This is a genomic window from Limnothrix sp. HT2024 (genome assembly GCF_059138625.1).
The window spans coordinates 1322994-1348768 of record NZ_CM181121.1 but is presented as its reverse complement, the minus strand read 5'-3'; the positions used below and the strand labels follow the sequence as shown (position 1 = coordinate 1348768).

Below are 25775 nucleotides of genomic sequence, written 5' to 3'. Positions count from 1 at the left end.
ATTGCAAGATGGCCCAGCACTTTCCCTGTCCGTATCTCAATGCTGACGTGGAACTCAGGGATGACCGAATTGAGCACATCCAAGCCCGACATCCTGGAACCTGGCCCAACTTCGAGAGCGAAATTGCCCAAACCCTTGCCCGTCCAGACCTCGTGCGCCGTAGCGATTACGATCCGCAAACCCGACTGTTCTCAAAATGGTTTGAAACCATTCGCACTGGCCGGCATTTGGTCATCATTACTGTCAGCGAAACTGACCCGCCTCACCACTGGATCATCACCGCCTATACCGCTCGTAAAATCACCGGAGGAACCGTCGAATGGCCCCAACCCTAAGCCTCAGCTACGATCGCGCCAGCGACAGCCTCCTGATTGCTATTTGCCCGCCCTATCCTGAACAGGAAACCGAAGAACTCGGCGACGGCCTACTCGCCCGCTTCAACCCCAACACCAACGACATCGAAGCGATCGAAATCTTCGGCTTCTCAAAACGCCTCCAAACCGATCGCCCCCTGCAATTGCCCCTCTGGGCTGATCTCCGCCTCGCGATCGCCCCATAGCCACCCTTCCCGCCAAAAACCGGATCACGATCCCGAGGGGCGATCACCGCATTTTTGACCTCAAAACCCCACAAAATCACCCAGCGAGGAATCCAATGGCAACGCCCGCAATCCTAAACGCCATCCCCCATCTGCTCCAGGCTCCCTCCAACCAAATTTGGAGTAGCTACGACCCGATCGCCGATGTGCTCTATCTCAGCTTTCGCAAACCCCAAAACGCCAACGACAGCACCCTCGAAGACAACATCATCTACCACTATCACAACGAAATCTTGGTCGGTTTAACCATCCTGAACGCCAGCCAAAACCGGGCCGCATAACCCGATCGCCCTACCCGCCAAAAACCGGATCGGGATCCCGAGGGGTGATCAACGGTGCGTGGGAGACAACCCAACCCAACCGTTACCCCAAAAGCGTTCTCCCACTCACCCTACGCGATCCACTCAACGCCTAATCCCGCCTGATGCCCGCCAAAGACCTCTACCACAACGCCATTAAAAACGCCCTGATCACCGACGGCTGGACAATCCTCGCCGATCCCTATCGCATCGAATACCAAGACGATCTCCTACTCGCTGACCTCGCCGCCGCCCGCCCGATCGCCCCCGTAAATCCAGACACCCCGGAGATCGTTTTATGGACACCGCAGCGTACCTAAACATCCTCGAAGCCACCGTACAGGACTACCACGACTGGGCAAACCGAGCCGCCAGCGACACCGATGAAAACTGCCTGATCATCGATCGCGATCGGGGTTACTGCCTGTGGCTATGCGTTGGCTGGAAAAACCGCAAACGCATCGAAAAAATCATGATTTTTGCTCGCCTCAAAAACGGCAAAATCTGGATCGAAACCGACGAAACCACCGACGGCATCGCCACCGACCTGATGCGAGCTGGCATTCCCAACACCGATATCGTCCTTGGTTTCCTTGCTCCCGAAGAGCGCCCCCTCTCCGAATTCGCGGTGGCATGAGCCGAGCCATATCGCGCCGCCGACCTCCCCCGACCACCGCCCCACCCGAAACCCCGTAGGGGCGCATAGCGATGCGCCCTCCGATAAGCGAGATCTGCAATGACCCATTCGTGGCAACCGATCGACCCTGGCGGAGGGCGTACAGCGGTACGCCCCTACCCGATCGCCCTTCCCGCCAAAAACCGGATCGGGATCCCGAGGGCCGATCGCCCCATTGCCTCGCCCATGGGCCACGCAAAACCCGTGGGGTCATCCGTGCGGGCCGCCGTCGGGGTTTCGCTTAAAATTCAAAGGTTCGATCGCTCCCCGTCAGCGCCTGCCATGTCTTCGCCCACCGCCACCCTCCTGATCAACTGCCCCGACCAGCGCGGCCTAGTCGCCAAAATTGCCAGCTTCATTGATGCCAACGGCGGCAACATTCTGCACGCCGACCAACACCAAGACCCCACCGCCAATTTGTTCCTCAGCCGCGTGGAGTGGCAGCTCGACGGCTTTAACTTGCCCCGCGATCTGATTAACCCAGCCTTCGGGGCGATCGCCAAACCCCTCGGCGCAACTTGGCAACTGCACTTTTCCGATGAAATTCCCCGCATGGCCATTTGGGTCAGCCGCCAAGACCACTGCCTGCTCGACCTGTTGTGGCGCAACAAAGCTGGTGAAATCCCCGCTAACATCGTGCTGATTATTAGCAATCACCCTGATTTGGCCCCGATCGCCCAACAATTTGGCATCGACTATCACCACGTCCCGATCAGCAAAGACACCAAAGCCGAAGCCGAAGCCACCCAATTAGCACTACTCGATCGCTACCAAATTGATTTGGTCGTGCTGGCGAAATACATGCAAATCCTCACGCCGGGATTTGTTGCCGCCTTCCCCAATGCGATTAACATTCACCATTCCTTTTTGCCCGCCTTTCCCGGCGCAAATCCTTACCAACGCGCCCACGATCGCGGCGTGAAAGTGATTGGCGCAACGGCCCACTACGTCACCCAAGATCTGGACGAGGGGCCAATCATTGAACAGGATGTTTCGCGAGTTAGCCACCGCGACACCGTGGAAGATTTGATCCGCAAAGGCAAGGACTTAGAACGAGTGGTGCTGGCCCGCGCCGTGCGCCTGCATTTGCAACACCGCGTTTTGGTTTACGGCAACCGTACCGTGGTGTTTGAGTAGGTTTCTGAACCGGGAATTCACTTGAAATTTGGTGATGAAAGGGGCAGTTGATCGGTTGCCAGGGGTGATGCGATCGCTGCGGGAAACCTAGCCGATCGCCTGGGATGCTTCCAGTTGAATTCCGTGGCGATCGAGCAGCTCTTGCACCGGAATTTTGGTGTAGTCTTTGCTATAAAAATCATCATGCACCACTTGCCCGTCCCAAATGATGATGTCTAGGTCGATCGTCCGGGGGCCAGATTTAATTGGCCCCTTGACACGCCCTAAGCGCTTTTCTAAATCCTTCAAATATTGATTAAATTCCAAATAGCTTAAATTTGTGGATACCCAATAGGCTCCATTCAAGAAATCATCCTGATCCTGATAGCCAACGGGGGCGGTCACAATGTAAGCGGATTTATCAACCAGTTGATGTTCCTGGGCTAAAATTTGCTCCGCTTGCTGGCAGTGGTGCTGGGGTTCAATGTTGGAACCAACGGACAAAATCGCTTGATACATGGAATTGAGCCTCAGAAGCGGGGTCAGAAGTTGGTTAAACGGGAACCGGCTATGGCCGTAAAAAAGGGCGATCGCCGGTTGGGATCGCCCTTGTGCTTATTGCTTAATTTGGGTGGTCTGCTCGTAGGTCACGGCGTTTTGCCCCACATTGGTTAGGGACTCTCCCCCATCCACAAACAAAATTTGCCCATTCACGAAAGGATTATTCAGGATATAGCTCACCGCTTGGGAAATGTTTTCCGTGGAGCCTTGTTGCTTTACGGGAATGCCCTGAACTCGCCACTGAATATAGTCACTGGTGCGGCTCCCGGCGGGCAAAATGACACCCGGAGCAATGCCATTGACGCGCACTTGGGGAGCTAGCTCGATCGCCGCCAATTTCGTAAATTCTGCCAAGGCTTTTTTGGAGAGCAAATAGGCTGAATATTGATATTGATTGAAGGCTACCTTGTTGTCGATGATGTTAATCACACAGCCGGTTCCGCCGTTTTTGGCAAAGGCTTGGGTGAGGAAATAGGGGGCCTCAAAGTTCACCTTAAATTGCTTGGCAAACAGGTCAGGCGTTGTGTCTGCGATCGGGGCTGCGTCATACACGGAAGCGCTGTTAACCAACAGGTTTAAATCGCCAAAACGCGATCGCACGCGATCGATCAACGGCTGCATATCCGGCTCGTGGAGCAAGTCAAAGGGAAACAGCTCGCATTCCACTCCCAAGGCGCGAAATTCCGCCGCCGTTTCCTGGGCTGCATCGTGGGAGGAACCATAGTGCAATGCAATGTTGTAGCCTGCTTTGGCTAAACCGAGGGCGATCGCCTTGCCAAGTCGAATGGCGGAACCCGTAACCAGTGCCGTACCTTGAGTTTGGGTCATGATTGGGGGAAATAAAGTCTCAGAATGTCCTGGGCAATCGCGACCCAACGAGTTCAAAACAACGCAATTAAGCAGTTTAAACCGATTATTAATATTCTGTTACGTTCTGGCTCATCTGGGGTTGATCTGTCGCGGATGAGTGCTCAAGGGCTTTGGAAAAGTTCTGGTTTGTTCTGAGAGGATGTCCGAAAAGCCCAAACTACTCCCTTGTGGGTTGTATTGATTGACGAAGACAAGGGGCTTAAGCCCCTTGCCCCTGCGGCTACTAGCATCTTTAGTGGCTACTAGCATCTTTAGTTCCTTGCCCCTGCGGCTACTAGCATCTTTAGTTCCTTGCCCCTGCGGCTACTAGCATCTTTACAAGTACCCCAAGTTACTTCTCAGATACCCTTTCAGAACGAACGGCTTGAATGCCCGCAAAGATAACGGAAGGATCCTGGTGTAAATCAACCGTGAGGGTTGGGTTCATGGCCCGGAGATATTGCGCGATCGCGGGGCCATCGCCGCCGGTCATCACCGCCGTGCCGTGGGGATAGCGCGATCGCCAGGCTTGCAACCAAGTTTGCACCAGGGCCGCCACGCCCCAGGCTGCCCCGCTGGCGATCGCCCCGATCGAATCCTTGGCCCAGAGGGGTGGGAGTTGGGTGGGTGGCAACACGGACGGCAGGGCGGCGGTTTTTTCCGTGAGGCTACGCAATTGCAACCCCAATCCCGGCGCGATCGCCCCGCCGATCAGGTGTCGGTTTGGATCCACAGCCGTCACGGTCAAGGCCGTGCCTCCATCAATCACCAGGGCCGGGAAGCCGTAGCGCTGACCCGCGCCCAGCACGGCCAAGGCGCGATCGACTCCCAAGGTGGAATATAACCCCCCGATCGGGATATCGGCCAACGTGATGATGTGCCAGTCAGCCCGATCGCTCCATCGATCGAGTGCCCCCGGAACCACTGAGGCGGCCCAAACGGGTCGCCCTTGGGCTAAATCATCCGTGGGCGGCTGCGCATCATCCCAGGCCCGATCGAGCCGATCACCCATCCAATCGCCCCAATGCCAGCGCGAATTCCCCACCATCAGAGATCGCCAGCGATCGGCCCCAGCGTTGCTCGTCGCCATCGGGAGCACAGTTAAACCTGATGGAGTGAGACCTGCTTAGAACTGGCGCAAAAACCGCAGATCGCTGGCGTAAACCCGGCGAATATCATCGATTTGGTGCAGAACCATGGCGAAACGCTCCACCCCAAAGCCCGCCGCAAAGCCTGAGTAGACCTCCGGATCCAGCCCAGCGGACTTCATCACGTTCGGATCCACCATGCCGCAACCCAGCACCTCTAACCAGCGCCCTTTCCACTTCACATCCACCTCCGCCGAGGGTTCCGTGAAGGGGAAGTAGCTGGCGCGGAACCGCACTTCCACTTCCCCAAAAATTTCGCCCAGGAGGGTTTCGATCGTGCCTTTCATGTCCGTGAAGGTCAGGCCCTCATCGATCGCCAGCAGTTCAATTTGATGGAACACGGCCGCATGGGTTGCATCCACCTGGTCGCGTCGATAGACCCGGCCGGGAGCCACAACGCGGATGGGCGGTTCGCGCTCTTCCATGTAGCGAAGCTGCACGGCGGAAGTGTGGGTGCGCAGCAGGTTGCCATCGGGCAAATAGAAGGTGTCGGCCATGTCGCGGGCCGGGTGGTCGGCGGGCGTGTTCAGGGCCTCGAAGTTGTAATAGTCCGTTTCCATTTCGGGGCCATCGGCCACCGTGTAACCCAAGCCAACGCAGATATCGACTACCCGGTCGATCGTGCTGGCGAGGGGATGCTTGCGGCCCAGGGGGCGATAGGTTCCCGGCGCGGTCACATCCAAGGTTTCCGCATCCAGCCGGGCCCGAATGGCGGCCGCTTGCAGGTCTGCTCGGCGGCGATCGAGCAGGTCTTGCACCGCGTCTTTCACTTCGTTGGCCTTGGCTCCAATCCGTGGCCGATCTTCGGCGGGCAGCTTGCCCATGCCCCCCAGCACGGCGGAGATTTTGCCTTTTTTGCCCAGGAAGGCAACGCGCAACTGCTCGATCGCGTCGAGGTCAGGGGCTTGGCCGATCGCGCCTTGGGCTTCGGCTTGCAGTTGGCTCAGTTGGGCTTCGAGGTCGCTGACCTGGGTGGCAGTCATGGCTGAAAACAATTGAGAAAGGCGGCATGGAGTGGGTTTAATGAATTCGCCGAATGCGCCAAAAAATCGCAAAGCAATCGGCTGAAATCATCACCCATTCCATCAAAGGATAGAGCATCGGGCGATCGCCCGCTTGTTTTCTGGCCTAAGATCCTGGCCTTAGGATTTGGTTAATTTAATGATGAGCGAACCTCAAACGGTTGAGACCAGCTATCTGAGCCAGACAAGCCAGCGCCAAACCCCGAATTCTCCGGCGAATCCCCTGGCGATCGGGCTGTTGGGTTTGTTGGTGACCGGTGGACTGCTCGGTGGGGCGATCGGGATTTTGAACTTAGCCGCCCCCCAGGCGATCGCCCAAACCCGCCCCAGCCAGCCCAGCGCCCCCAACGTCCTCAATATTTTGCGCGGGTTGCCCCAACCAACCACTGCCCCCGCCAACCGGCCCGCCATCTTTGCGGCCAATGCCTACGGCCAGCAAAGCCTGAACTTCCAGAGCAAATCCAACGCGGAAGCCGCCATCCAGTTCTATCGCCAAGCCCTTGGCCGCCTGGGCTACACCGAACGCACCATCAACACCACGATCGGGCAATGGGGGTTCAGCATTGTTTTTGACCCGCCGGCCAGCTTGGGCCTCAAACCCAGCAGCACCGCCCCGCGCAACACCCTGGAAGTGGGTGACCAAGTGACGGTTCAAGGCAGTGGCAGCCCCTCGGTGGTCTTGGTGTTGCAGGGAACCATGCTCTCTCCTGACACCATGAACACCAACATTCGCTTTGAGGAAATTTAGAGGGCGATCGGCCCTGTCAACAAGCGCAGTCTGCATTGATAGGGATCAGGGCTGACCGCCTTGGAGCCAGGGTCGCCAAGCGCAACGCCCAAACGTCAACGCCCGAAAATTAACCCAAGAAAATTAGGGCGCGCCGCCATTTTGCGAGGTGGTGCTGAAACGGTTGATCTTCCGCGCCCTAATCGTTGTCACAAGGGGTAAGTCCCTTGTCTGCGTCGATCACCGGGGCGTACAGAGTAGCCATTTTGGCTTTTCAGGCATCCTCTTAGTGATCGCCCACCCGTTGGTCATCCACGGCCCCAAAAATCGCCTCAGGATGAACATAGTGCTTAAATTCCAGCAAATTATGGAACGGATCGGCTAAAAATGCCGTGTAATGCTCCAATTGCTCCCCAGGAAACCGACGGCGCGGGGGCTGCTCAAAGGTGAGTTGTTTGGCCTCGGCTCGATCGATCAAGGTCTGCCAGTCGGCCAAGGCCGCAAACACCAACCCAAAATGGCGTGGATAGATCCCCTTTTGCGGTTGGCAGGCCCCAGGACTCACGTGGGCCACGATTTGGTTGCCATAGCAATTCAAAATCAGCGAGTTGGGCCCCTCTCGTCCAGCGGTGCAACCCAGTCCATCAATATAAAAGGCCTTGGTTTGGGCCAGGTCGGCCACCGGAAAGGCCAAGTGAAACAGGGCGATCGCCCGGGGACTTTCGGAACCGAAGGGTTGACCCGTGGGAGTTACTTCCAAATTTGCGGGAATCGCTACAGTCCCGGTTGCTGAAGTTATTGCTGTTGAAGTGATCATGATGAGAACGGTTTAGAGAAATGGCCAAAGCCAGAGGGAACCACCATCCACCTGATAGCATGGCAGGAGAGGTCTGAAGGAAAAGGCTGCCGTGGATTTCAGCGCGATCGCAACGCCAATCACCCAGCAAGCAACCCAACACCCTTGGCTCACGGCCGCGGTGCTGAACACGCTGCTGCTCACCCTAGTGGCGATCGCCCCCAAAAAACTGCTCACACCGGCCGGCATTGTCCATGCTTGGATTTTGGGTGTGTTGGTGTGGGGTTGCATGGGCTGGCCGGGCTATGCCGTGGTGGGGTTCTATTTTTTGGCGGGGTCGGCCGTCACTCGGGTGGGTTTGGCCCGCAAGGAAGCCGCTGGCATTGCCGAGAAACGATCGGGCGCAAGGGGCCCGGAAAACGTTTGGGGATCGGCCCTTGGCGGGGCCCTTTGTGCCGGGGCGATCGGGCTGTTGTCATTGATGCCAGATCGGGCGATCGCCCAAACCTGGCTCCCCCTTCTGAGTTTGGCCTATGCCGCCAGCTTCAGCGCCAAACTCTCCGACACCTGCGCCAGTGAAATTGGCAAAGCCTATGGCCGGCGAACCTTTTCGGTGATTTCCTTTCAGCCCGTGCCGCCGGGAACCGAAGGAGCCGTCAGCCTGGAAGGAACCCTGGCCGGTTTGGCCGCCTCGATCGCCCAAGCCCTTGTGGCCTGGGGAGTGGGCTTAATTTCTCCCTTCGGAATTTTGGGATGCGCGATCGCTGCATTCCTGGCTACAACAGTGGAAAGTATTGTGGGCGCGACTTGGCAGGAGCAGCAGCCATGGTTAACAAACGAAGTCGTGAACGGTCTGCAAACCCTGCTGGCGGCCCTGCTGGCGATCGCGATCGGGTGGCCGACGATCAGCCCCTAGACTCGCCCGCCGACCCCAACCCCCGCAGCCTTGGGGCCACGGCCCAAGCCGCGATCGAAAAGCATTGGGCCAAGGCCGGCCGCCACGAAGCCGCCGTCCTCAAAGATCAGGATCCCGAAGAGTTGCATCAAATGCGTGTGGCCCTGCGACGGCTGCGATCGGCCATGGTGGGTTTTGCCTCGGCCATTGAGCTGCCCAAACGGGCCAGCGAGCGGGCCGTGGGTCAAGTGGCCAGAATTTTGGGGGAACTGCGCGATTTGGACGTGATGGACGAAACCTTGCGCGATCGCTACCTCCAAAACCTCCCCCCGGAAGAACAGCCCCTTTTGCAAACGGTTCGCGAAGAGCTGGCCGGCCAGCGCCAAAAAGCCTTCGGTCGCGTCAGCAAAACCCTACAAAAACGCGAATGGCCCGCCATCAACACGGCCCTTGGGCGTTGGATTGCCCAGCCGCGCCTGCGGCCCGCCGCCGATTGGCCCGCCGTGGTAGTGGTTCCCGATTTGCTGTTGCCCATTTTGTCCCACTGGTTAATGCATCCCGGCTGGTTGGTGCAAACCGAGGGGCGATCGGTCACGGATCTTTCGTTGTTGGAGTGGGCGGTGATCCATGACCTGCGCAAGGTGGCCAAACGGGTGCGCTATCAAATGGCCCTTTTCACCGATTTCTATGGCAGTGAATACGAGCGATTGCTCGACGCGATTGGCGATATCCAAACCGTGTTAGGCGATTTGCAAGATATCGCCGTGCTGGAAAACTTTTTGGTAAAAACGATCGGGATTCAGTGGGCCACCGATGCGCCCGCCTGGGCTGGTTTGCTGGAGCAACAGCGCGATCGGGCTTGGGAAAACTGGCTGAAGCTCCAGGAGCAGTTCGATCGCCCCAATCAACGGGAACGGATCCGAGACGTGGTGAATCGCCCCCACCTCAACTCCTAGAGGATGTCTGAGCAGTCACTTGGGGCCCTAGCAAAATTACGAGTCGTCGTGGGGGGAAGGGGCTGAAGCCCCTTGTCTTCGCTGATCGGTGAAACCTGCAAGGTAGCAGTTTTGGCTTTTCAGAAACCCTACTTATTTCAAACATCCTGCTTAACAGTTCCAAGGAATTGATCAATCAGGCTGCGCCATCCTCGCCCAGACCATACCAACCTTGGAGATAGGTTTGCAGCATGGCGGCGGCCGTCGTGCGGCTGGGGGCCCGATCGGGCACAGACCACCACCCCCAAGCGCGATCGGGCGATCGCCAAAAGGCCTGATGGGACAGGGGTGGATCGGCCCAAAACTGCGCCCGCCCGGCCCCCAACCAAGCGGAACTGTGGTGCGTCCATCGATCGTGGCTGAACCGATAAATTGGCAGTCCTCCCGGCAGCGCCACCCCCCAACCATCCCAGGCAAACACCGCCCGCACTCGCCCACCGCGCCGCTGCCAAGCCTGAGCGGCTCCCAAGGCTGCCACCACCCCCGCACTGAAGCCAATTAGCCCGATCGCCCGTTGGGGATCGATCGCCCGCAGCGCCTCCAGCACCCGATCGCCCCGATAGGTGGCCTCCCAAATCACCAAAGGTTGCGGCCAGGCGGGTTTCCAGGTGGCTGCTAAAAACTGTTCCGTCGCCGATCGATCCGCAAAGCCGGGACAAATGCAACAAATCGGCATGGCGGCCTTGGTTCGTTGGGTCTGATCCCTCTGGATTGGAAGATCGTGAGCGAGTTGACCGTTATTTTGAGGGTCATGAATTTGAGAACCAGGGGCTTGATTTTCCCCATGGAGACAATTCCAAGAATCCCAATATTTTGCAGACCTATTTAAATTTTTCATTGAAATTGTTACCCAATTTTTGATTAATCTTTGCGTTTAGTGACCAAGCATTACAAAAAGATAAAAGTCCTGATCAAGATCTCCAAAGAAATTTGTCTTCTTCTCAAGAATTTCCCTTAACTGATGCCGATTGACCAACTGAAATCTGATTCCGCTTTCATAATAGAAATGAATCCCCCCATGAGGCATTTGCTGTGGCTGCGTCTTCCCAAAAGGCTGAAGGTCAATCCCCCCTGATGGCAACCCAAATCAGCGCGATCGACCCATCGGAAGCCGAAACTGGGCCCGGTGATGATCGGGTGGCGGTTTTGCTGATGGGCTATGGCGAGGTGGAATCCTATGCGGATTTTGCCAATTACAACGAACAGGCTTTGAACCTGTTAACTGCCAAGTTTGCTCCGGTTCCTCAATGGGTTTATCCGCCTTTGGCAAAATTATTGGCGGCTTTTGATTTGCATGAGTGGAGTCACCAGCACGGTCAGTTTATTTCCCCCCACAATGCCATTTTTGAGCGCCAACGATCGGGCATTGAGCAAGCACTCAAGCAACGTTGGGGCGATCGCGTCTCGGTGTTTAAGGCGTTTAACTTTTGTCGTCCCCATTTGCCAGAGCAAGTTTTGGCAGAAATTCGCGATCGGGGATTTAGCAAGTTACTGATTTATCCCTTACTGGTGGTGGACTCGATTTTCACCAGTGGAATTGCCATTGAGCAGGTCAACCGGGCCTTGAGTCAGTTAACCGATGGCGACACCCATTGGGTGCGATCAATGCGCTATTTCCCGTCGTTTTATGACCAGGCTAGCTATATTCAACTGCTGGCGAAGTTGGTGAGCGAAAAAATTGATCGGGACTGGCGATCGCACTTTTTGCCGTCGCAAATTGGCATTGTGCTACTGAATCATGGTTGTCCCCACGAAGCCAAGGGGTTTGTGTCAGGAATTGCTGAAAGCCAAGCCCTGTATGAATCGGTGCGTCGGGAGCTGATCACTCGCTATCCCCTGATTTCGATCGGCTGGCTCAATCACGATACGCCCATGATCGATTGGACACAGCCCAATGCTCAATTGGCGGCTCGCAATTTAATTGAACTGGGAGCCAAAGCAATTTTGATGGCCCCGATCGGGTTTGCCACCGAAAACCATGAAACCTTACTGGATGTGGACCATATTTTCCTAGCGCTCCAGCGTCAATATCCTGAGGTGGTTTATCAACAATTGCCCTGCGTAAATGATCACCCTGAGTTTTTGGCCATGGCGGCGGATTGGGCTGATCCGCTGATTACGGAGTTATTGGCAGAAACCAGCGCTGTAATTCACTTCGCCGGGTTCGATCGCTCCAGCCTTGATTCCGCGCATCATCACCACCAAAGCCATAGCCATGATCATGGTCATGATCACAGTCACGATCACGGTCATGCTCATGGTGACAATCATAGCCATCACGGCCATTCCCATGATCACGCTCATCATCAACATTCCCATCATTAAGGTTTCAAATTCAAGGTTTCAAATTCAGCGATAGTTGCAGAATTGAAGCGGGATGATTCGGTGTGGGAATTGGCTCGGGACTGGTGGTTTGGGCTGGGCAATATTGTTTGTAATGACACTGATCGCAATGGGTTCCGGGATTGGGTTCCCAGGCGCGATCGGTTCGTAATCGCTGGGCCAAGTCTGCAATCACCGCCTGGGCTGCGATCAACCGTTCTTCAGTGACGGGAATTCGCACCGATTCCCCGGGCCGCAAAAAAATGAGGTTGATGTATTTCAGCTCCCGTTCCCATTGTTGATTGATGGCGATCGCGTAGAGGCCCACTTGCATCGTGAGCTGATCAAAATCTGGCTCCACAAATTGCCGTGAGGTTTTGTACTCAATTAATTCGAGGGAGTCTAAATCAAACCAATCGAGGCGATCGAGCCGACCCGTGAGGGCAAATTCCAAGTCATTGATTTGTAATCGACCTTGAATTTTGGCCTCCGTGGCCAGGGGTTTGAGGAAGCGATCGCTCGGTTCAATCCAGTGATGGAAATAGCGCACCAAAATATCATAGCCCTCGGCAATTTGGCGCTCCGTGAGACCAGTGGTTTCTTGAGTCCAGCAAGCATCAATCCAACTGAGTCCTGGTTTTTGGGGATAGCTATAGTCCCAATCGCGGTAAATTCGCGTGAGTGCCCCATGGAGCGATCGCCCTAGGGCCGCGCCGCCAAAACCCGCCGTCGGAATTTTATATTCATAGCGAAATTGATATCGAGCGGGACAGGTTTGGTAGGTGGTTAATTTGGCCGGCGAGAGTCGATAGGACATTTGGCTTCAGAGGGCTTCAGAAAAACCGGAAATTTGTGACCGCAGAATCTACCGCAGAATCTATAGACTAAAAAGAATTGGGAGCCGATGCTTAATTTCGGTTAGATTTGCTTAGATTTAAGACATAACTTCAATTTTAAGTCCTCCAAAATGGCCATGGGAATGCGAGCGATCGGGTTAATGAGCGGCACCTCCGTTGATGGAATCGATGCGGCATTGGTGGAACTGTCGGGAACGGAAACAGACTTGGAAGTGAAGCTGTTGCGGTCTGAAACCTTTGACTATCCAGCGGCCTTGCGATCACAAATTTTGGCGGTTTGTGCCGGTGAATCCCTATCCATGGCGGCCATGGCTCAGTTGGACGACGCGATCGCCCGGGAATTTGCGGCGGCCGCCAAAACGATCCAAACGGCACAACCGGATCCAGAACCCATCCGCTTCATTGGTTCCCACGGCCAAACGGTGTTCCATCGCCCACCCCAAACGGCCAACGAGCAACCCCTGGGCTACAGCTTGCAGTTGGGTCGCGGCAGCGCGATCGCCCACTGGAGCGGCATCACCACCGTCAGCAACTTTCGGGTGGGTGACTTGGCCATGGGCGGCCAGGGTGCGCCGTTGGTGCCTCGGGTGGATGCTTACCTGTTGGGTGATGAACAGGAATGTCGCTGTGTGCAAAATATTGGCGGCATTGGCAATGTGACCTATTTACCGGCTCGGCGGGGTTTTGCCAGTTTGACGGACTGGGAGGGGGCCGTTTGGGGTTGGGATACGGGGCCGGGCAATGTGTTGGTGGATTTGGCGGTCCAACACCTGACGAACGGGGCCCAAATGTTCGATCACGATGGAGCCTGGGCGGCCCAAGGACAGATTTCAGATCCCCTGGTGACCCAGTGGCTGGCGGATCCCTTCTTTAGTCAGGAACCACCCAAGTCAACCGGACGCGAGCACTTTGGCCCGGACTGGTTGGCCCGCAGCCGCCAAGCGGCGATCGCCCTGGATCTGTCCGATGCCGATTGGTTAGCCAGCCTCACGGAACTGACGGCCCGTTCCATTGCCGACAGTTACCGCAACCACTTGCCCCAACTGCCCGATCGGGTCTTGGTCTGCGGGGGTGGCAGTCGCAATCGCACCCTCTGGGCCCGTCTGCAACATCATTTGGGAGCGATCCCACTGGAAACCACGGATCAATGGGGACTCTGTGCCAGCAGCAAGGAGGCGATCGCCTTTGCCGTTTTGGGCTACTGGCGACTGCTCGATCGCCCCGGCAACCTGCCCGCCGCCACGGGAGCACGGCAATCCGTACCCCTCGGCGAGGTGTGGCCCGCCCCCAGCGCAGGGTAAACTCGATGGCAGGTTCGTAACAAAACATTTCAAATCTGAGTTTTCCCCTGGAGGCCCCACCCTTGGCAACCCCCACCGGATTCGGCAAGCCCAAAGCCCAACCCAAAGCAAAATCGAACGATCGCCGCGCCGCCGCCGCCAGTCAGCTTGATGAGATGCGATCGAAGGGAATGCCGGAATTTGAAGTTTACGTGCGGGTCAAAGACCAGAAACCCTGGTACCCGGTTGGGGCCCTGGCGGTGAACCGCAGTAATCAAATTAACCAGGCCATCTTTGCCAATGAAAATGACCTGCGCCAAGGGGCGTTCCGGCTTTTTCCGCGCCTGAAAAAACAGCAGGGCAATTTGGAATATGGCTATCGGGTTAAGGCCTACAAGGACGATCCAATCACCCTTGCGGTTCAACCCACGTCGGTGTTGCCTGGGCCACTGCAAGGGGCGATCGACCAAGTGCGGGAAGGTCTGGGCAGTTTGGTCAGTCGGTTCACGGCTCGCCGCTCCTAGTGCCTCATTTCCTAACTTCCTAACCTAAGAAGTTAAGAGGATGTTTAAAAAGGATCTTGAGACGCTTGCCAATCCCCAATAGTCGTGGGGCAAGGGGCTTAAGCCCCTTGTCTACGTTGATCGCTGGGGCCTATGGATTTGAGAAGGATCTTGAGACGCTTGCTAATCCCCAATAGTCGTGGGGGCAAGGGTCTTAAGCCCCTTGTCTACGTCGATCGCTGGGGTCTATGGAGTCGCAATTTTGGCTTTTCAAACAGCCTCTACGACCCAAGTTCGAGTCTCACGACCTGGGGCGATCGGGCAGTAACCATTACTGGGATCGCCCCCAAGATCGACCATCAGCGCAATTTGGCTAAGATGGTGACCTACAGAAGCATTGGACTCTTTCACCAGGAGAGCGATCGGCATGGCCCAACCCGTTCCGCCCGTCATTTTGGCCCCCGTTGAAGATTTGGACCGCGAACGCCAATGGCTGGAGCAGTCCCTCGCAAACCTCCTCGACTCGGAATATATTCCCGAGGCCGTGAACAGCCAAATTGCCCGCGTAGCCACCAATGCCTATATCCGTCAGCGCATGGAAGGCGAGGATGATATTGATGGCATTGCGATCGCGATTTTGACGGAAATGCAGGGGTTTGACTTTTCCAAGAGCTTTTTCAGTGAATTTGCGATCGCCAATGCGGTGAGTGAGCTACTGCTCGATCGGATGGGCATTGAACCCTGTTGTGGTCGCGGCCGCTTTGATCCGCCGGCCGCCGCTTAGGAAGCTACCGGGGTTAATCAACAGCTACTTGGGTGTTGCTGCCATCCAGCCACAACCCTGAGCACCAGTCCACGGAAAAAACCAATCTTTCGATAGGATGGGAAGGCAGAAAGGTAACCGCCAAAGACCGCCCCACCCATGACCGCGAAAGTATTGGTTGAGAAGAAAAAGCTCAAGAATCCGCCCCTTGAAATCCACACCCTGGGCGATCGGGTGCTGCGTCGTCCGGCCAAGCGCGTGGCCAAAGTGGATGCTGAAGTGCGCAAAATCGCTGAAGACATGTTGAAAACCATGTACAGCGCTGACGGCATCGGCCTTGCGGCTCCCCAAGTGGCGATCGACAAGCAAATTATTGTGATTGACATCGAGCCAGACAAGGCCGATGTGGAACCCCTTATTTTGATCAACCCCGTGGTGAAGTCCGCAGGCGGCCCCCTGGAATGCGACCAAGAAGGTTGCCTCAGCATCCCGGGAGTCTATTTGGATGTGGAACGCCCCACCCAAATTGAAGTGGCCTACAAAGACGAAACGGGCCGCCCCCGCACCCTCAAGGCCGATGGGCTGTTGGCCCGCGCCATCCAGCACGAAATGGATCACCTGAATGGGGTGATGTTTGTCGATCGGGTCGAAAACGAGCTGGCCTTGACCACCGCCCTCAAGGAAAAAGGCTTTGTCTATGGCGATGTGCGTCCTGTGCGCTAATGCTCGGGAGCCGCGCCAACCGATTTCACACCGTGGCCTAGTCGAGCAACTTCGGTTGCTGGGCTAGGGCCGGAATCCCCAGACCTTCAGGCTGGAGAAGATATCAGCAAGGCGATTTCAAGAAAGCGATTTCAAGAAAGCGATTTCAAGAAAGCAACTTCAGGTCAATTCAGACCAAGATTTTTCAGCAAAAATTCGGAGCAAATCAAAACCCATGCTGACTCCTAAGAGTGGCTTATTTTTGGCGATCGCCTGCGTTGCCGCGATCGCGGCGGTGGGCTGTGTGTTTGAACTCACGTCCGGCGAGCCAGAGTTGGGAACCGTCACCACGGGGACGATTCTGGGTCTGAGCATTCCCGTCACGATCGCCAGTTTCTTTGGGGCCATCAAAAACGCCCAACAGGATTAGGGCTAGCCGCCTAATCGCCCGCAACCCTAGCCCCTAGGAGCCAGCTCTCGGCAGGCTGCCTTCGCGCGGGACGATTGTTTTGGTAGCCCGGTTCGTTTTCGCAATGATGTAGTCGATCGCTCCGGCCAAATTCGGGGCGATCGCGTCGGGTTCGTATCCTTCCAGGCGATCCCGATCGCGAATTCCGCTGAGTACACCCACGATCGGGATTTGAGCCGATCGAGCCGCCGCAATATCCGCTTCCGTATCTCCCACCATCCAGGTCAGGGCTGCGGGTGGCAGCTCGACCATGGCTTTGGCCATGAGCTTGGGCTTATCTTCCACGTCGCGGGTTTTCACATAATCATTTGGTAGGCAATAGCGGCGATCGGGCGTAAAGAACCGAGCCAAGCCACACCGCTCCAGGGCTTCATCCAATTCCCGCACCCGGCGCATCGTCATCACCACCAGTTCCCAGCCCATGCCTTGGGCCCGCTCCAGCGCTTGGATTGCACCGGGAACCGGTTGATCCAGCGGCATATATTCCATGCGGTGAACTGTGTCCCGCCGCAGTTGGGCAAATTGATCCGCCTGGGTTCCATCCAAGCCCGATCGCAACCCAATTTCAGCCTCTTTGACTTGGGCCCGTTTCAGGTTCCAAAATTCCTGCTTGGACAAACGGTGGATTTCCTGACCCGATCGAGCAATTTCCCGCAAACAGTATTGATAGACCTGGTAATACCGTTCTGAAACATCCGCGATCGGGCCGTCGAAATCCGTAATTAGTCTCATATGTCACCAGTTGCCTAACCATGGACAAGCGAATTTCGCAATTAGTTTGCAAACTGATTGCCTTGGCTCGCCCTTAGGTTTGTTAAGAGTTGTAATGAAATCTATCTAATGACAATTCACCCCGTTCGTCAATTGAAAGGGTCGTTATAATCACCGATCGTTCATCGAAATATGCAATGACTTGATCCAAGATTGCTTATTTTCATTCTCAATAACCCTAATTTTTAAGCAGTTCCCGACAGCATTTCTGGGCCCTGGACTGGCGCTGATTCCCGATCGTCGCTGCCGATCATCACTGCAATCACTTGCAGCCATTCCCCATTGCCCTAACTCAGCGGCACGGTCGGCGACGGTCATGCATCGTCCAAAGTCACAATCATCATTCATCACTAAAATTCATATCGAGTTTGAGTTATCAAAACCGGTTAAAAATTTGGCACAAGTTCGCGCTCAATGAAGCGGCAATTTGGCAGTAATTCCCCCAGAGTTTAGTGCTGATTTGCCCAAGTACACCTGTTGAGCCAGTCATGAGCGGTCGAATATTGCGAGTTTGGCCATGATCGATCGGGGGGCTGCTCCTACGATGTGATCCCCTGAATTGGCGGCTCAGCCCCGATCGGGCGGCCGATGGTCGTTTGAGCCATGGCAGAGACTGTTACGAAATATTTCAGAAATAATGCTAATATGAAGTTGCCCTTAACAAGTTCCAAGGCAACCCCCCCAAAGTCACGCTTTTAGACCCCCACTTCACCAAGTCTTTACGCAAAAACGGCAAATTTTATACGTTTCTTTAACTGGGTCTGGCTTAGACTTTTTAAGCTGAAATCGAGGCAAGGGGAGTGTATCTTGCAATGAGCCTTGAAGTATGGCCTGCTCTCACGTCAAATCTCGATCGCACGAAGCGAAATTACCCCAAAGCCTCATCGGTTTTCGCAACAAATCGGTTGTTTTTGTGCCCAGTCAAACAGGATCTTGGTTTGCAGCTTGTCCGCTGTACCTGTTGAGACATCACCTGAGTCTCTGAAGCATTGCTCAACCTGACTTGAACGCTTTTTCCAAAACGGCTATCCCCATTGATCAATTTTGGTCGGTAGCCGCGGCATCCAAACTCGGTGTGCCTCCTCTGCAATCACGACGCTTCAGCGTCATTTGTTAGCTTTCTTCAACTTCCCAGATGTTCCAACTTCTCCAATTCCTTCGTGACAGCATCGATCGCATTGAAATCCGCGATCGGGAAATGGCCCTTTTGATCTATCGCCTCATCCCCAGCCAATGCCCCTTCGCTCGGGACGTAAAGTTGTTTGGGCGCTTGTTGTTTCGGATTCCGCCCCTGTGCAAGCTGAATCCGCTCTATGAACAGTTGATGGGCCTGCGATTCCGCGCCACTTGCTATTTGGTTGACCAATGCGGCATGGATCTGCTGGCTTTGGGTTAAACAACGCTGGGCTAACCAACTAACCAGCTCACCAACTAACCAACAATCACAGCCATAGCCGATCGCCCAACAGGGCCATCACGCTGCTCGCAATGGGCACGGTGAGGTTGTCGATTCCCCACTTGGAGAAGGCTTCCAACCCCGCTGCCACCCCGGCAATTCCCAGGGCGATCGCCCCAGCCGGCCAACTGAACCCTTGGGTACTAAACAAAATACTGGCGGCCACCAGAAAACTAACGATGGCCATGGTGGCACTGCCTTCCCAACTTTTGGTGATGCCGCCCAATTGATATGGATGGCGGCCAAACCGCTGCCCCACCAAGGCCGCCAACCCATCACCCCAGGCCATCACCAAAATGCCCAGCGCTGCGTATTGGGGGCGATCGGCTGGCCAGCAAAGGGCAATGACAAGACCAATGCTGACGGCATAAAACAGCGTGCCCAAACTCCGGCGACCCACGCCGTTCACGCTGGGAAGCAGGGGCAGGTGATAGGACAACCAGGCCCCCAAGGCGGCCAACAGAGAAGCCGTGATCCCCACCCAGGCAGGAATTTGCAACCACCAGGCCAAGAGCAACACATGGCCGGTGCTGATATGAACCACTTTGCGCCCCACTTCGGGCCCCGCAACTTGGCGGCGATAGAGCCATTCGGCGGTGAAGATGGTGGCTCCCAACCAAGCGGCCACTAGGGCGATCGACCCCAGCAAAGAGGGTGTGAGGTTGAGGTGAGGATCAAGGAAAGACATGGGAGTTGCAACGCAGCCGAACCCGATCCACTCTAGCCTGGATTGCGGCGCTCCCGAGTTCCCAGACTGGGGGCTACCAATTTGGCGGCCGCCCGGTCAGCTTCGTTCACCATCCAATTAGCGGCGACGGCCACTACTGCCAAAACCACTGCGCCGACTGGAAGATCCCGAGCTACGCGATCGCTCCCGCGAGGAAGAACCGGACGATCGAAAGGTGCTGCTACCAAAGCCGGCCCCGGTCGATCGGCTGCGATCACGGCTTGGGGAACGAGTGGCGCTGGACGGTGTGGCGGTTGTGGTGGAGTCAGGGGCTGCGCTGGGCGTTGCGGCCGGAGATGAACCACTGGTGTTGGAGCCAAAGCCACTCGATCGGGAAGTGGGGCTGGGGCTAGGGCTGCGGGTTGGGCTGTTTGCTGGCGAAGGTCGCAAATTCTGGGTGGTGCGGAAGTTGCGATTTTGCACAGGCGCTGGAGGAGTGTTGTAGCGCTGTTGATATTGCCCGGCGGCCTGCTCATAGGTTCCGCCATAGCCCCCAAATCCCGTCAGTACCGATCCCGATCGATAGGGCGGCGGCACGTAATAGTAGGGCTGATAGAAATCCAGGTCAATTTCCAACTCCCCACCGCGCTGCATCGGTTGCCAGTAGGTGGGTTGCACTCCCGCCTGTTGCACTTGGGTCGGTTCACCGCTCAACATTTCAATCTTGAAAGTCGGCAACAGATGCAACACCGGAGAACTCGTGGGGCTGCTGACGGCCAGATAGCTGGTTTTGCCCGCTTTGGCTTCCGCTTCCGGAATCTGAGCCATTTGCAAGTTGCTGACTCGGTAGGGACTCATACCCGGCGGCGCATTCAGCAACATGAGGGTATATTCCCCGGTGCTGTTGTTGTAGCTGGCCTGTTGCACGGGATAGTTACCCGCCACCACGGGCGCAGCGGCCCTTTGGCTGACGGTGCCATTGTTCGTCGGGCTGTTGGCATTGTTGGCGGAACCGCCGCAGGCCGCCAAGCCACCCCCCAGGGCGATCGCCAGGGTTAATGCGGTGACTCTGCTGAGGGCTAGATATCGAGATCGAGACCACACAGAACCTAACGAGTCTACCCACAGTGAATGAGAAGCCATGGCAGCTACAGGATTTCAGAGAGATTGAGAAGGTTATGGATCAATCCCCATGACTCTACAAAACTTGCGGGATGGCTTGCAATGGCTGAAATCAGCGATGAACTATGACCGGTAATTCCTCCAGGGCAGATCCTGATCGCCCCAAGATTGCAAATAGCAAAACGACGGCTCAGTCCAAAAACTGAGGCCGTCGAGAGAGGAGAAAAGAAATGAGACGATTAACGCGGTTGAAATTCAGCTCAGGGTTTTGACGGTTCAAAACCTCTGCTGGGGCCCTTACTGTTGGGTCACCTGCTTGCTGGTGTACGCATCCATGGCGTAGGCATAGGCGGGGCGGCGCTTACCGTAGTCGATCGAGGAACCCGTGATCGCTTCGGCCAGGGTTTCAAATTCTTGGGAATTCCAGTTGCGCGAGTGGATCGGTTTGGTCTGCTCGCCCAGGAAATAGGCTTGGGTTCCGAGGACGACGGCTGCGAGCCAGCCGATCGCGAACAGTGCGATGAGTAAAACCATGACAACCTCTCGGGGTGATCGCAACGTTTCGTTGCCTTATGTAAATAAATGTAACAAGATATTTACAATCTGTCAAGGCGATCGCCCAATCCGGTTTTCCCAGGGGTGCTTTGCCCTTCCCAAAACCGCCAAATTTAGACAATTCAAGGGTTTCTGTGGATGATGTCTACCGGCTTGGTTCTTTCAACCATCCGGTTTTTCACCCCGAACCCCCGAATGCAGCCCATCAAAAAGCGATCGGCCATGACCGATCGCTGAGGAACAGAAGCCTCGATTCTGAGAATCTGGCTCAAATTGTTAAAGAACGTTGCAAGACTGGAAAACGAAATTAGCCCCTAGGACAAGGCTGCTTCTAGGCGATCGTGGGCTGCCGGCTCCGCCACGGGCGTTAGAATCCCCAGTTCCGAGTCTGGAATTCCCAGCAGGTTGCCGTAAAGCTTCACGTATTCGATCGCGGATTTTTCCCAACTGAAATCTTGGCCCATGGCCCGCTGCTGCAACTTGAGCCATTCCGCCTTGAACCGGAAGGCCTCCGAAGCCCGCACCATGCAGGTAAACAGATCCAGCGGCTCATAGCGATCGAAACAATAGCCCGTGCCCGCTTGGCCCACGGGATCGTTATGTTGCACCGTGTCCACCAGGCCGCCTGTCCGCCGCACGATCGGGATGCAACCATAGCGCATGGCTAGCATTTGACTGATTCCGCAAGGTTCAAACCGTGACGGCATCAGGAACGCATCGCACCCGGCATAAATCCGGCGGGAAAGGGCATCGTTGTATAGCAGAAAGACTGAAACGCGGCCAGGATGGCGAGCCGCCAGTTCCCACATCTGGGTTTCATAGTAGCGATCGCCCGTTCCCAGCAGCACAAACTGCGAATCGGTGTAGGCCAAGAAGCGATCGATCGTCTGCATGATCAGATCCACCCCTTTTTGTTCCACCAACCGCGACACCATCCCCACCAGGAACGTGCTGGCGTTGATCTCTAGACCCATTTCCTCTTGCAGGGCCACCTTGTTCAAGCGGCGATTCTCGATCGTCTCGGCCGTGAACGGTTTGACCAAAGCGCGATCGGTCGCTGGGTCGTAAACCTCCGTATCAATCCCATTCACAATTCCCGACAGCTTGCCGCTAATCCAAGACATCAACCCCTCCAACTGCTCGCCATAGGTGGGGGTTTGGATTTGGTGGGCATAGGTGGGTGACACCGTGGTGACCCGATCGGCATATTGCACCGCCGCCGCCAAGGTGTTGTGGCCCTGCATATACCAAGGACACCAGGTCATTTGCTCCAATTTCCAGCGCCAAGGCCCCTGGTAAGCCAGGTTGTGAATCGTAAAGACCGTCGAGATGTCCGGCGATTGGTGCATCCAAACCGGAATCATGCCCGTATGCCAATCATGGCAATGAATAATCTGAGGTTTCCAATAGTTCCAAGCGAATTCCGAGGCAGCATTGGCAAACAGGGTAAACCGCCAATCCTCGTCATCCCCAGAATAGATACGCCGCGGCCAAAACGCCGGATGCCCCATTAGGTATAGGGGAACATCGGTTCCCGGCAAAGTTGTTTCATAGACGGCAAACCGCTGAAACATGGCATCGCTCCACCAGATTGGCTCCTTGGGCGCGTCCACTAACTTGTCAGCGATGAAGCCATAGAACGGCATAAAGATCCGCACATCGTGGCCCATGGCCCGCAACACCTTGGGCAACGCACCAACCACATCGCCCATGCCACCCACCTTGGCCAGGGGAGCTACTTCAGCGGAAACAAACAGGATTCTCATGGGGCGATCGCTTCTATATAGAGATCAGATGCTATGCAGGGCTGTAACTGTTTTACCAGCGGTTCGGTGTTTTGGGAGTGCTTATTGCTGCCGATCCCCACCGATCCCCTGAAGCCGGTCGGCCCATGGGGCCCCATCGGACAGTTACGAATTTTGCAAAACGGGTTTTGTGCGCCCATCCATCCTGCTTATTGCGAAAATCAGCGCATTTTTGCCCGATCTCAGCCGCTGGTTTCCCTGATTGTCCTGGTTTTGTCAAACCCTGGCCAGCCGCGCAATAGCGGGCAACTGAGGATTTTGTGATTCAAGATGCAGACCACCTCGCCAAAGGTGGGTATCCTAAAATTAGAGAACGCAATGATTTCGAGTTTTGATATTTCTTTACTAATTTGCCGTCAAAACCGCAAAACGACTTCAAAATTCGTTACTATAGAGTTTCCTCAGTTGCCCAGCGGTCGTTCGCGGAGCCGAACTGCCATGAAAAAAGACCCCACAGCTACGGATCTCGTTCGCGCCTACCTTCGTGAAATTGGTCGCGTTCCCCTGCTCACCCACGAGCAAGAAATCGTCTTGGGCAAGCAGGTACAACGCCTCAACGTTCTGCAAGAGGAAAAAGACAAGCTGACCATGCGCCTGGGCTATGAACCCGGCCTGGCGGAATGGGCAGCGGCCACCGGTTTGAGCCTAGATGAGCTGAAAGCCGCCATTCGCGAGGGCGATCGCGCCAAACGCAAGATGGTGGAAGCTAACTTGCGCCTCGTGGTGTCCGTTGCCAAGAAATACATCAAGCGAAATGTAGACCTTCTGGATCTGATCCAGGAAGGCACGATCGGGATGCAGCGCGGCGTTGAGAAGTTTGACCCCACCAAGGGCTATCGGTTTAGTACCTATGCCTATTGGTGGATTCGTCAGGCCATCACTCGGGCGATCGCGGAAAAGGGGCGCACCATCCGCCTCCCAATCCACATCACCGAGAAACTGAACAAAATCAAAAAAGCCCAGCGCACTCTGTCGCAACAACTGGGCCGCAGCGCCACCATTGCCGAGTTGGGCGACGAAATTGGCCTCTCTCCCAAGCAAATTCGGGATTACCTGGAACGGGCCCGCCAGCCCCTGTCGTTGGATTTGCGAGTGGGCGACAACCAAGATACGGAACTCGGCGAGCTGCTCGAAGACGAAGGGCCCTCCCCGGAGGAATTTGCCACCCAGTCTTCTCTGCGCGGCGACATTGAAACCATCATGGCCGACTTGACCCCCCAACAGCGGGAAGTGCTTTCCCTTCGCTTTGGGTTAAGTGACGGACAAGCCCTCACGTTGGCCAAAATTGGCGATCGCCTGCAAATTAGCCGTGAGCGTGTCCGCCAAATCGAGCGCGAAGCCCTCACCAAGCTCCGCAAGCATAAGGCGGATATCCGTGAATACCTGGCCAGTTAATTAGCCTGGGTTCGTCTGTCACTGATCTTAAGTCTGTTTCTTAGGCGACCATTCATATAACCCCTGCACGCTGGATCTGATTGATCCAGCGTGTTTTTTGGCTTCAAGGGAGCAGGGCGATCGACTCCCTCGGGGCCTCTTTTCATGGGGGTTGAACCCGGAAGCAGCATGAAGATTTCATGAAGACTTCATGTGTTCTTCATAGATTAAATCGACATTATGAAGTGTTGATGAAGAGACTAGGCGAAAAAGGTCTCAAAACCTATGATTGGGATCAAGCGGTACTTAACCAAATGTTCTTCTACGTCTTCATTTGGTGATTCTTCATGAAATTCTCAGTTGTTATCCCCTGTTATAACGCCGAACAATGGATTGATCAAGCTCTGCAAAGCATTGCCGAACAAACCATTCCAGCTAGTGAAGTCATTGTGGTTGACGATGGTTCTACCGATCGCTCGATCGAGTACCTGCATCGCAGCCCAGTACCTACTAAAATTTTGCGCACACCCAATCTGGGCCCCGGAGGAGCCAGAAACGCAGGCATTGCTGCCGCCACTGGCGATTGGGTTGCCTTTTTAGATGCCGATGATTGGTGGAAACCAAACCACTTGGAGCGCATTCAAAGCCTAGTTGAAAACTCGGAAGATGTGCTTTATTTAGCCGCCGCCGAACACTATTCCATCAGTACCGATCGGGTAGTTTCCATGTCCGATACAGGGCCATTTTCAGAGCCAACTGGACAACTGGATCACGCCACCTATTTTCAGCTTTATCGCAAGCATGGCATCTTAGAACTGTCGAGTTTAGCCGCTCGTCGATCGCACCTACAAGCCGTTGGCGGGTTTGACGAAAAAGCATCCGGTGCGGAAGATTTAGAACTAGTGTTGCGAGTCATTCATGGCCAAACCTGGGCCTATGATCCAGTGCCTTCAAGCCTGTATCGGTGTAGCAATCCTGCCAGCTACTCCCGCACTGCCCATGCCAATGAACAGCGCTTAACCGCCAAGTTTCGAGTCTTTCTGAAACACCGCGACCATTATCAAATCAGCCAATCAATCTTCATGGAGCTGGGCAAAACCATGATGAGCAAGGCAATTATGAGCGGTGATTGGCGAATGCAACAGCAGGTTAAGGAGTTGGTTTATTACTACCTATCGACTCCCCAAAAAGCTGTTTTCTTGATCGCTGGACAATTGCCCACGTTCTATAGCCTATTGAATCAACTGCGCAATCAACTGAAAGGAGAACAGTACCGACCTCGCAAGGTGTTGAACCCGGTCAGTGCTTAATCTTTTCAACGTTGCTGCCTAGGCTTTCATACCATTGCATTGTTCTTGATTGGGGTCACTCCATTTCAGCCCCAATTTCAGAGCCTGCTAAAAGCGGTTCACAGCTAGCTGTCAATCGAGTTCTGTACTTTCATCTT

29 protein-coding genes and 1 pseudogene are annotated in these 25775 nt (G+C 55.4%); 18 read left to right on the top strand and 12 right to left on the bottom strand.

Annotated elements, in window-relative coordinates:
• Positions 1 to 8 precede the first annotated feature (8 nt).
• The 6 genes and pseudogenes from AC2IAX_RS05465 (at position 9) to purU (ending at position 2710) form a co-directional block, all read left to right on the top strand.
• Positions 9 to 335, top strand: a complete 327-nt coding sequence (locus tag AC2IAX_RS05465) for a hypothetical protein (protein ID WP_494389676.1) — start codon at positions 9 to 11, stop codon at positions 333 to 335.
• Complete coding sequence (locus AC2IAX_RS05460; protein WP_494389675.1) at positions 320 to 559, top strand: DUF2283 domain-containing protein; 240 nt, start codon at positions 320 to 322, stop codon at positions 557 to 559. Before AC2IAX_RS05465 ends, AC2IAX_RS05460 begins: the two co-directional genes overlap by 16 nt.
• A gap of 95 nt (positions 560 to 654) precedes the next feature.
• Complete coding sequence (locus tag AC2IAX_RS05455; protein WP_494389674.1) at positions 655 to 879, top strand: DUF2283 domain-containing protein; 225 nt, start codon at positions 655 to 657, stop codon at positions 877 to 879.
• 143 nt (positions 880 to 1022) lie between these two features.
• Positions 1023 to 1163 (top strand): annotated as a pseudogene (locus tag AC2IAX_RS05450) (element excision factor XisH family protein); the annotation flags it as partial.
• A gap of 32 nt (positions 1164 to 1195) precedes the next feature.
• Positions 1196 to 1534, top strand: coding sequence for an element excision factor XisI family protein (locus AC2IAX_RS05445; protein WP_494389673.1), 339 nt, complete (start codon positions 1196 to 1198; stop codon positions 1532 to 1534).
• Positions 1535 to 1855: 321 nt separating this feature from the next.
• The gene (gene purU, locus AC2IAX_RS05440) at positions 1856 to 2710 is read left to right on the top strand and encodes a formyltetrahydrofolate deformylase (RefSeq protein WP_494390290.1); all 855 of its coding nucleotides are present in this window, start codon (positions 1856 to 1858) and stop codon (positions 2708 to 2710) included.
• An 87-nt stretch (positions 2711 to 2797) separates the two neighbouring features.
• Here the strand turns inward: purU and folK are convergent, their stop codons facing one another.
• The 4 genes from folK to pheS all read right to left on the bottom strand — a co-directional run bounded on the left by folK (position 2798) and on the right by pheS (position 6230).
• Positions 2798 to 3208 (bottom strand): 2-amino-4-hydroxy-6-hydroxymethyldihydropteridine diphosphokinase, encoded by a 411-nt coding sequence (gene folK, locus AC2IAX_RS05435; RefSeq protein ID WP_494389672.1) that lies wholly within the window; start codon positions 3206 to 3208, stop codon positions 2798 to 2800.
• Positions 3209 to 3304: 96 nt separating this feature from the next.
• Positions 3305 to 4078, bottom strand: a complete 774-nt coding sequence (locus AC2IAX_RS05430) for an SDR family oxidoreductase (protein WP_494389671.1) — start codon at positions 4076 to 4078, stop codon at positions 3305 to 3307.
• A gap of 373 nt (positions 4079 to 4451) precedes the next feature.
• Positions 4452 to 5189 carry a pantothenate kinase gene (locus AC2IAX_RS05425; protein ID WP_494389670.1) on the bottom strand — a complete coding sequence of 246 codons (738 nt, stop codon included), beginning with the start codon at positions 5187 to 5189 and terminating at the stop codon, positions 4452 to 4454.
• 36 nt (positions 5190 to 5225) lie between these two features.
• Positions 5226 to 6230 (bottom strand): phenylalanine--tRNA ligase subunit alpha, encoded by a 1005-nt coding sequence (pheS, locus tag AC2IAX_RS05420; RefSeq protein ID WP_494389669.1) that lies wholly within the window; start codon positions 6228 to 6230, stop codon positions 5226 to 5228.
• Positions 6231 to 6408: 178 nt separating this feature from the next.
• Here pheS and AC2IAX_RS05415 point away from each other — a divergent pair, with 178 nt between their 5' ends.
• Positions 6409 to 7017, top strand: coding sequence for a hypothetical protein (locus tag AC2IAX_RS05415; RefSeq protein ID WP_494389668.1), 609 nt, complete (start codon positions 6409 to 6411; stop codon positions 7015 to 7017).
• A 265-nt stretch (positions 7018 to 7282) separates the two neighbouring features.
• Here AC2IAX_RS05415 and AC2IAX_RS05410 read toward each other — a convergent pair whose 3' ends face one another.
• Positions 7283 to 7756, bottom strand: coding sequence for a VOC family protein (locus AC2IAX_RS05410; protein WP_494389667.1), 474 nt, complete (start codon positions 7754 to 7756; stop codon positions 7283 to 7285).
• A gap of 175 nt (positions 7757 to 7931) precedes the next feature.
• Here AC2IAX_RS05410 and AC2IAX_RS05405 point away from each other — a divergent pair, with 175 nt between their 5' ends.
• A complete protein-coding gene (locus AC2IAX_RS05405) occupies positions 7932 to 8708 on the top strand; it encodes a TIGR00297 family protein (protein ID WP_494390289.1) in 777 nt (258 codons plus the stop codon).
• The gene (locus tag AC2IAX_RS05400) at positions 8618 to 9643 is read left to right on the top strand and encodes a CHAD domain-containing protein (RefSeq protein WP_494389666.1); all 1026 of its coding nucleotides are present in this window, start codon (positions 8618 to 8620) and stop codon (positions 9641 to 9643) included. Before AC2IAX_RS05405 ends, AC2IAX_RS05400 begins: the two co-directional genes overlap by 91 nt.
• A 175-nt stretch (positions 9644 to 9818) precedes the next feature.
• Here the strand turns inward: AC2IAX_RS05400 and AC2IAX_RS05395 are convergent, their stop codons facing one another.
• Positions 9819 to 10358 carry a hypothetical protein gene (locus tag AC2IAX_RS05395; protein ID WP_494389665.1) on the bottom strand — a complete coding sequence of 180 codons (540 nt, stop codon included), beginning with the start codon at positions 10356 to 10358 and terminating at the stop codon, positions 9819 to 9821.
• A 398-nt stretch (positions 10359 to 10756) separates the two neighbouring features.
• Here AC2IAX_RS05395 and AC2IAX_RS05390 point away from each other — a divergent pair, with 398 nt between their 5' ends.
• Positions 10757 to 12007: a ferrochelatase gene (locus tag AC2IAX_RS05390; protein ID WP_494390288.1), complete on the top strand. Its 1251-nt coding sequence runs from the start codon at positions 10757 to 10759 to the stop codon at positions 12005 to 12007.
• Between the two features lie 10 nt (positions 12008 to 12017).
• Here the strand turns inward: AC2IAX_RS05390 and AC2IAX_RS05385 are convergent, their stop codons facing one another.
• Entirely contained in the window at positions 12018 to 12821 is an 804-nt protein-coding gene (locus AC2IAX_RS05385) for a RecB family exonuclease (protein ID WP_494389664.1), read from the bottom strand.
• 150 nt (positions 12822 to 12971) lie between these two features.
• Here AC2IAX_RS05385 and AC2IAX_RS05380 point away from each other — a divergent pair, with 150 nt between their 5' ends.
• The 5 genes from AC2IAX_RS05380 (at position 12972) to AC2IAX_RS05360 (ending at position 16539) form a co-directional block, all read left to right on the top strand.
• The gene (locus AC2IAX_RS05380) at positions 12972 to 14162 is read left to right on the top strand and encodes an anhydro-N-acetylmuramic acid kinase (protein ID WP_494389663.1); all 1191 of its coding nucleotides are present in this window, start codon (positions 12972 to 12974) and stop codon (positions 14160 to 14162) included.
• A gap of 62 nt (positions 14163 to 14224) precedes the next feature.
• Complete coding sequence (locus tag AC2IAX_RS05375) at positions 14225 to 14665, top strand: HHL1-like protein (protein ID WP_494389662.1); 441 nt, start codon at positions 14225 to 14227, stop codon at positions 14663 to 14665.
• Positions 14666 to 15071: 406 nt separating this feature from the next.
• The gene (locus tag AC2IAX_RS05370; RefSeq protein WP_494389661.1) at positions 15072 to 15428 is read left to right on the top strand and encodes a DUF8822 family protein; all 357 of its coding nucleotides are present in this window, start codon (positions 15072 to 15074) and stop codon (positions 15426 to 15428) included.
• A gap of 138 nt (positions 15429 to 15566) precedes the next feature.
• Entirely contained in the window at positions 15567 to 16130 is a 564-nt protein-coding gene (def, locus tag AC2IAX_RS05365) for a peptide deformylase (protein ID WP_099532536.1), read from the top strand.
• A gap of 214 nt (positions 16131 to 16344) precedes the next feature.
• The gene (locus AC2IAX_RS05360; RefSeq protein ID WP_099532535.1) at positions 16345 to 16539 is read left to right on the top strand and encodes a hypothetical protein; all 195 of its coding nucleotides are present in this window, start codon (positions 16345 to 16347) and stop codon (positions 16537 to 16539) included.
• A gap of 33 nt (positions 16540 to 16572) precedes the next feature.
• Here AC2IAX_RS05360 and AC2IAX_RS05355 read toward each other — a convergent pair whose 3' ends face one another.
• Positions 16573 to 17310, bottom strand: a complete 738-nt coding sequence (locus tag AC2IAX_RS05355) for an HAD family hydrolase (RefSeq protein ID WP_494389660.1) — start codon at positions 17308 to 17310, stop codon at positions 16573 to 16575.
• 1174 nt (positions 17311 to 18484) lie between these two features.
• On the opposite strand from AC2IAX_RS05355, the gene AC2IAX_RS05350 reads away from it, so the two are divergent.
• Complete coding sequence (locus AC2IAX_RS05350) at positions 18485 to 18745, top strand: Mo-dependent nitrogenase C-terminal domain-containing protein (RefSeq protein WP_099532533.1); 261 nt, start codon at positions 18485 to 18487, stop codon at positions 18743 to 18745.
• Positions 18746 to 18791: 46 nt separating this feature from the next.
• Here the strand turns inward: AC2IAX_RS05350 and AC2IAX_RS05345 are convergent, their stop codons facing one another.
• The 4 genes from AC2IAX_RS05345 to glgA form a co-directional block, all read right to left on the bottom strand.
• A complete protein-coding gene (locus AC2IAX_RS05345) occupies positions 18792 to 19493 on the bottom strand; it encodes a diacylglycerol/polyprenol kinase family protein (RefSeq protein WP_494389659.1) in 702 nt (233 codons plus the stop codon).
• 117 nt (positions 19494 to 19610) lie between these two features.
• Complete coding sequence (locus tag AC2IAX_RS05340; RefSeq protein ID WP_494389658.1) at positions 19611 to 20615, bottom strand: hypothetical protein; 1005 nt, start codon at positions 20613 to 20615, stop codon at positions 19611 to 19613.
• A gap of 276 nt (positions 20616 to 20891) precedes the next feature.
• On the bottom strand, positions 20892 to 21128 hold the full coding sequence (locus tag AC2IAX_RS05335; RefSeq protein WP_494389657.1) for a photosystem II protein, Psb35-related: 237 nt from the start codon (positions 21126 to 21128) through the stop codon (positions 20892 to 20894).
• Positions 21129 to 21463: 335 nt separating this feature from the next.
• The gene (gene glgA / locus AC2IAX_RS05330) at positions 21464 to 22915 is read right to left on the bottom strand and encodes a glycogen synthase GlgA (RefSeq protein ID WP_494389656.1); all 1452 of its coding nucleotides are present in this window, start codon (positions 22913 to 22915) and stop codon (positions 21464 to 21466) included.
• A gap of 477 nt (positions 22916 to 23392) precedes the next feature.
• Between glgA and AC2IAX_RS05325 the strand changes: the two genes are divergently transcribed.
• A complete protein-coding gene (locus AC2IAX_RS05325; protein WP_393014011.1) occupies positions 23393 to 24349 on the top strand; it encodes an RNA polymerase sigma factor, RpoD/SigA family in 957 nt (318 codons plus the stop codon).
• A 326-nt stretch (positions 24350 to 24675) separates the two neighbouring features.
• A complete protein-coding gene (locus AC2IAX_RS05320; protein WP_494389655.1) occupies positions 24676 to 25638 on the top strand; it encodes a glycosyltransferase family 2 protein in 963 nt (320 codons plus the stop codon).
• Positions 25639 to 25775 lie beyond the last annotated feature (137 nt).

What these genes read in the sequence shown, in the direction of transcription:
- AC2IAX_RS05465 (WP_494389676.1), top strand. Translation starts at nt 9, where the DNA reads ATGGCCCAGCACTTTCCCTGTCCGTATCTCAATGCTGACGTGGAACTC.
- AC2IAX_RS05460 (WP_494389675.1), top strand. Translation starts at nt 320, where the DNA reads ATGGCCCCAACCCTAAGCCTCAGCTACGATCGCGCCAGCGACAGCCTC.
- AC2IAX_RS05455 (WP_494389674.1), top strand. Translation starts at nt 655, where the DNA reads ATGGCAACGCCCGCAATCCTAAACGCCATCCCCCATCTGCTCCAGGCT.
- AC2IAX_RS05445 (WP_494389673.1), top strand. Translation starts at nt 1,196, where the DNA reads ATGGACACCGCAGCGTACCTAAACATCCTCGAAGCCACCGTACAGGAC.
- purU (WP_494390290.1), top strand. Translation starts at nt 1,856, where the DNA reads ATGTCTTCGCCCACCGCCACCCTCCTGATCAACTGCCCCGACCAGCGC.
- folK (WP_494389672.1), bottom strand. Translation starts at nt 3,208, where the DNA reads ATGTATCAAGCGATTTTGTCCGTTGGTTCCAACATTGAACCCCAGCAC.
- AC2IAX_RS05430 (WP_494389671.1), bottom strand. Translation starts at nt 4,078, where the DNA reads ATGACCCAAACTCAAGGTACGGCACTGGTTACGGGTTCCGCCATTCGA.
- AC2IAX_RS05425 (WP_494389670.1), bottom strand. Translation starts at nt 5,189, where the DNA reads ATGGCGACGAGCAACGCTGGGGCCGATCGCTGGCGATCTCTGATGGTG.
- pheS (WP_494389669.1), bottom strand. Translation starts at nt 6,230, where the DNA reads ATGACTGCCACCCAGGTCAGCGACCTCGAAGCCCAACTGAGCCAACTG.
- AC2IAX_RS05415 (WP_494389668.1), top strand. Translation starts at nt 6,409, where the DNA reads ATGATGAGCGAACCTCAAACGGTTGAGACCAGCTATCTGAGCCAGACA.
- AC2IAX_RS05400 (WP_494389666.1), top strand. Translation starts at nt 8,618, where the DNA reads ATGGTTAACAAACGAAGTCGTGAACGGTCTGCAAACCCTGCTGGCGGC.
- AC2IAX_RS05395 (WP_494389665.1), bottom strand. Translation starts at nt 10,358, where the DNA reads ATGCCGATTTGTTGCATTTGTCCCGGCTTTGCGGATCGATCGGCGACG.
- AC2IAX_RS05390 (WP_494390288.1), top strand. Translation starts at nt 10,757, where the DNA reads ATGGCAACCCAAATCAGCGCGATCGACCCATCGGAAGCCGAAACTGGG.
- AC2IAX_RS05385 (WP_494389664.1), bottom strand. Translation starts at nt 12,821, where the DNA reads ATGTCCTATCGACTCTCGCCGGCCAAATTAACCACCTACCAAACCTGT.
- AC2IAX_RS05380 (WP_494389663.1), top strand. Translation starts at nt 12,972, where the DNA reads ATGGCCATGGGAATGCGAGCGATCGGGTTAATGAGCGGCACCTCCGTT.
- AC2IAX_RS05370 (WP_494389661.1), top strand. Translation starts at nt 15,072, where the DNA reads ATGGCCCAACCCGTTCCGCCCGTCATTTTGGCCCCCGTTGAAGATTTG.
- def (WP_099532536.1), top strand. Translation starts at nt 15,567, where the DNA reads ATGACCGCGAAAGTATTGGTTGAGAAGAAAAAGCTCAAGAATCCGCCC.
- AC2IAX_RS05360 (WP_099532535.1), top strand. Translation starts at nt 16,345, where the DNA reads ATGCTGACTCCTAAGAGTGGCTTATTTTTGGCGATCGCCTGCGTTGCC.
- AC2IAX_RS05355 (WP_494389660.1), bottom strand. Translation starts at nt 17,310, where the DNA reads ATGAGACTAATTACGGATTTCGACGGCCCGATCGCGGATGTTTCAGAA.
- AC2IAX_RS05350 (WP_099532533.1), top strand. Translation starts at nt 18,485, where the DNA reads ATGTTCCAACTTCTCCAATTCCTTCGTGACAGCATCGATCGCATTGAA.
- AC2IAX_RS05345 (WP_494389659.1), bottom strand. Translation starts at nt 19,493, where the DNA reads ATGTCTTTCCTTGATCCTCACCTCAACCTCACACCCTCTTTGCTGGGG.
- AC2IAX_RS05340 (WP_494389658.1), bottom strand. Translation starts at nt 20,615, where the DNA reads ATGGCTTCTCATTCACTGTGGGTAGACTCGTTAGGTTCTGTGTGGTCT.
- AC2IAX_RS05335 (WP_494389657.1), bottom strand. Translation starts at nt 21,128, where the DNA reads ATGGTTTTACTCATCGCACTGTTCGCGATCGGCTGGCTCGCAGCCGTC.
- glgA (WP_494389656.1), bottom strand. Translation starts at nt 22,915, where the DNA reads ATGAGAATCCTGTTTGTTTCCGCTGAAGTAGCTCCCCTGGCCAAGGTG.
- AC2IAX_RS05325 (WP_393014011.1), top strand. Translation starts at nt 23,393, where the DNA reads ATGAAAAAAGACCCCACAGCTACGGATCTCGTTCGCGCCTACCTTCGT.
- AC2IAX_RS05320 (WP_494389655.1), top strand. Translation starts at nt 24,676, where the DNA reads ATGAAATTCTCAGTTGTTATCCCCTGTTATAACGCCGAACAATGGATT.